3 protein-coding genes are annotated in these 3,579 nt (G+C 30.2%); all 3 read left to right on the top strand.

Annotation, left to right across the window (positions count from 1 at the left end; genetic code table 11):
* Positions 1 to 147: 147 nt before the first annotated feature.
* The 3 genes from HBE96_RS19515 to ltrA all read left to right on the top strand — a co-directional run bounded on the left by HBE96_RS19515 (position 148) and on the right by ltrA (position 3,148).
* Positions 148 to 330 carry a hypothetical protein gene (locus HBE96_RS19515; protein WP_169299391.1) on the top strand — a complete coding sequence of 61 codons (183 nt, stop codon included), beginning with the start codon at positions 148 to 150 and terminating at the stop codon, positions 328 to 330.
* Between the two features lie 482 nt (positions 331 to 812).
* Entirely contained in the window at positions 813 to 962 is a 150-nt protein-coding gene (locus HBE96_RS19510; protein ID WP_169299390.1) for a hypothetical protein, read from the top strand.
* Between the two features lie 314 nt (positions 963 to 1,276).
* A complete protein-coding gene (ltrA, locus tag HBE96_RS19505; protein ID WP_169299389.1) occupies positions 1,277 to 3,148 on the top strand; it encodes a group II intron reverse transcriptase/maturase in 1,872 nt (623 codons plus the stop codon).
* Positions 3,149 to 3,579 lie beyond the last annotated feature (431 nt).

The following is a 3,579-nucleotide window of genomic DNA, read 5'->3' as shown; positions in this document are numbered from 1 at the left end:
CAGGATAGTGCGACACGTTGCGTAGTGAAAAGCTACGCCGCATAGAAATTAATATCAATTAAAGATAAATATATAATACCAAAGATTTGATAAATGAATAAAAACTCCTTATACTGGAATTAAACCAATATAAGGAGGTGATATGAGATGCCAAAGTTACAATGGCAAAGGGGTACAACAGAAAATGGTTCCATTCGACCATACGGAAACATGTATAGATATCAAATAATAGATAGATTGCATGGAAAAATCCTAAGTACGGAAAAAGCAGAATCATTTACAGAACCCAAAAGAGGTAGATTTCCAAAATACTTCTTAGTTCTGACTTAACAGTTTACACATATATTGAGGGAAATTCTAACACAATCTCCCTCGATATTATCTCATATCTTTACTTTATAGTTAATCAATTATAAAATCACATTTAACAAATCAAAAATTTACCATTGATAGTATGTATATATTATCTTTATCTTTGATATAAATTCTATGTAGAACTTGTAATCTGACAAGTCAAATGAGAAGGTAACGCCTCGAAGGGCTTGCTTTAATACTCCAAATGGCGATTGATAGTATAAGATATCAATGGTCATAAGCTCGGTGAAGTCGGCAAAAGTATACCCTAAGTTATTCCAGGTATACATGAAATAATAGGAAAGTGGGATAGAGGTATCCTATGTATATGATATGCCGGAAGTCTATAAAATAACTATGGTTAGAATGTTATTGAAGTGACTGACGAATCTCCGAATGTACGACTCTATAGGTATAAGCTATAGAAATGTAGCTGACAGTAAATGTCGTTTCAGAGGGTGAGTAAAAATTATCTTTATGAAAGTCCTTATACTGTTAAAGGCAGTATTGTTGAAACAGGGTCAGAGGAGAAACCTAAGGTTATATGTACAGATAAGATTACAGGAACGTGGAAAGCTAATGACATGGAGACACTTATAAGTCTATGAAATGGTTGTAGAGAAATTGAAAAAATGTGGATTAAAATAGTTAACAAATTTAAAAATAAATAAATGGTTTTTACGAATTATGTTTCAAAACTATATAAACAAATACCACATTTCATATTTTCATATAATCTACATTTACATTAGTGAGAGTAGTGCCACAGTACCGTTGAAATTATAGAAATATAATGGAGGGATAGGCACAAGTCAATTGTTATACAAATCAAAATTATTATTTCATAAAATAGGGTTCAGTTGAGACTAAGAAAGTTTATATTCCTAATAATACTTATCACAGGAGATAAACAACCTAAACAATGAAAAATACAAAAGTAGAAATTAAGAGTAAAGAAAGTTTAAAAATATTAAAGAAAAATAAACTTCGATACAATGAATACTACAATATGCAACCAACATTTGATAATCTCTATAAACAGAGTAAGAACGGAAGTATATTTAAAAGGCTTTATAATCTTATGATAAAAGATGAAAATATACTTCTAGCATATAGAACTATTAAAAGAAATAAAGGAAGTGAAACACCCGGTACAAATAACAGAACTATAACCTATTGGGAAAACCAACCCATTGAAGTATTTCTTAAATACATTAAATCTAGATTTGAGGATTATAAACCTCAAAAAGTAAGAAGAAAAGAAATACCAAAAATTAATGGTAAAATGAGACCTTTAGGTATTCCATGCATAGAGGATAGAATTATACAACAATGTATAAAACAAATACTAGAACCGATATGTGAAGCAAAATTCCATCCTAACAGTTATGGCTTTAGACCTAACAGAAGTACAGAACATGCAATTGCATATACTTATAAGAAAATCAATTTAGATAAATGTTATCACATAGTTGATATAGACATCAAAGGGTTCTTTGACCATGTAAATCATGGTAAACTTCTAAAACAAATGTGGTCACTAGGAATACGAGATAAGAAAGTTATCAGTATAATAAGTGCCATGTTAAAAGCCGAAATTGATGGAATAGGAATACCGACAGAGGGAGTACCACAAGGAGGAATTTTATCACCACTATTATCTAATATAGTTCTTAACGAATTAGACTGGTGGGTTAGTAATCAATGGGAAAGTTATAATTCAAACTATAAGTACAAGGAAACTTTCTTAAAGTATAAACATTTCAGAAGAAGTTGCAACCTGAAAGAAATGTACATAGTTCGATATGCTGATGACTTTAAAATATTTTGTAAAAGTCATAATAATGCTAAGAAAATATTCATAGCAGTACAAAGTTGGTTGAAAGAAAGATTAAATCTTGAAATCAGTACAGATAAGTCTAAAATCACTAATGTAAGAAATTCATGTACAGAATTTCTCGGTTTTAAGATTAAAGCTAGATTAAAAGGTAGTAAATTCATTGTGAAATCGAATATTACAGATAAAGCTAAAAGTAATTTACAGCAATCTATAAAAGAACAAGTTAGATATATACGGCGAAAACCTAATCAATATACAATGTATATACTAAATAGACTAATCGCAGGAATACAAAATTATTATAGGATTGCTACACATATAAACAAAGATTTTTCAGAATTAGACTATAAACTTTCTTATTATCTTCAACAACAGTTTAAACGAATCAGAACACGTGACGGGACTAAGAGCGAAGAATACAACAAACGATATGGTAAAACAGGCGGTAAAGAAATCAATGTTCTAGGGATTACAATGTATCCCATAGGCAAAATAGCAACAAGAAGACCACAAGTTTGTAATCAAAAAGTCTGTGACTATACACTTGAAGGTAGGGAACTACTTCACAAGAATATAGGATATAAATACAGTGAAATATTCAAATGGATTACAGACAATCCTGTTAAAAGTCAAAGTGTAGAATTTAATGATAATAGACTTTCATTATACTCAGCACAACATGGTAAATGTATAATAACAGGAATTTTATTAGATGAAGATATGGAGGTACACCATGTACAACCTAAAGAAAATGGTGGAACTGACAGATACAAAAATCTAATACTATTATCATATCAAGCTCATAAGTTAATCCACGCTACTGATGTAGATATTATATTAAAATATCTTGCCGAATTAAAAGTAAGCAGTTTAGCTATGTTAAAGAAAATACTAAAGAAATTGAACAAATACCGTATTTTAGTTGGAAATGGAATAATAGTATGTGATTTATAATAATTGAGGGAACGCCGTATGCGGTGAAAATCGCACGTACGGTGTGGAGCAGGGGAAAAGCTGGAGATTTGAAAAATGGGTAAAAACTCCTTATACTGAAAAGTATAAGGAGGTGATATGAGATGAATAATGTCAACCTAATTAAAGGTCAAACGTATGAAGTTGAACGAGACTCGATACGCCGATTTGGAAACCTGTTTAAATACAGATTAATATTTAGGCTACATGGTAAAATCGTTACAATGCCTCATCGAACATCATACAAAGAACCTAAACCATGCAAATTCTTGTTTACCGCATAGTATTTGCAGTATATATTGGGGGAGATTATGTTAGAATCTCCTTCAGTATATCTCATATCTTTTATTTTATAGTTAATAAATTATAAAATCACATTTAACAAATCAAAAGTTTACCTATTGCTATCCAAT

The organism is Clostridium muellerianum (assembly GCF_012926525.1).
Lineage (GTDB): Bacteria > Bacillota > Clostridia > Clostridiales > Clostridiaceae > Clostridium_AM > Clostridium_AM muellerianum.
Note: the sequence above shows the minus strand (reverse complement) of the source record. Positions and strands in the feature narration are given on the sequence as shown.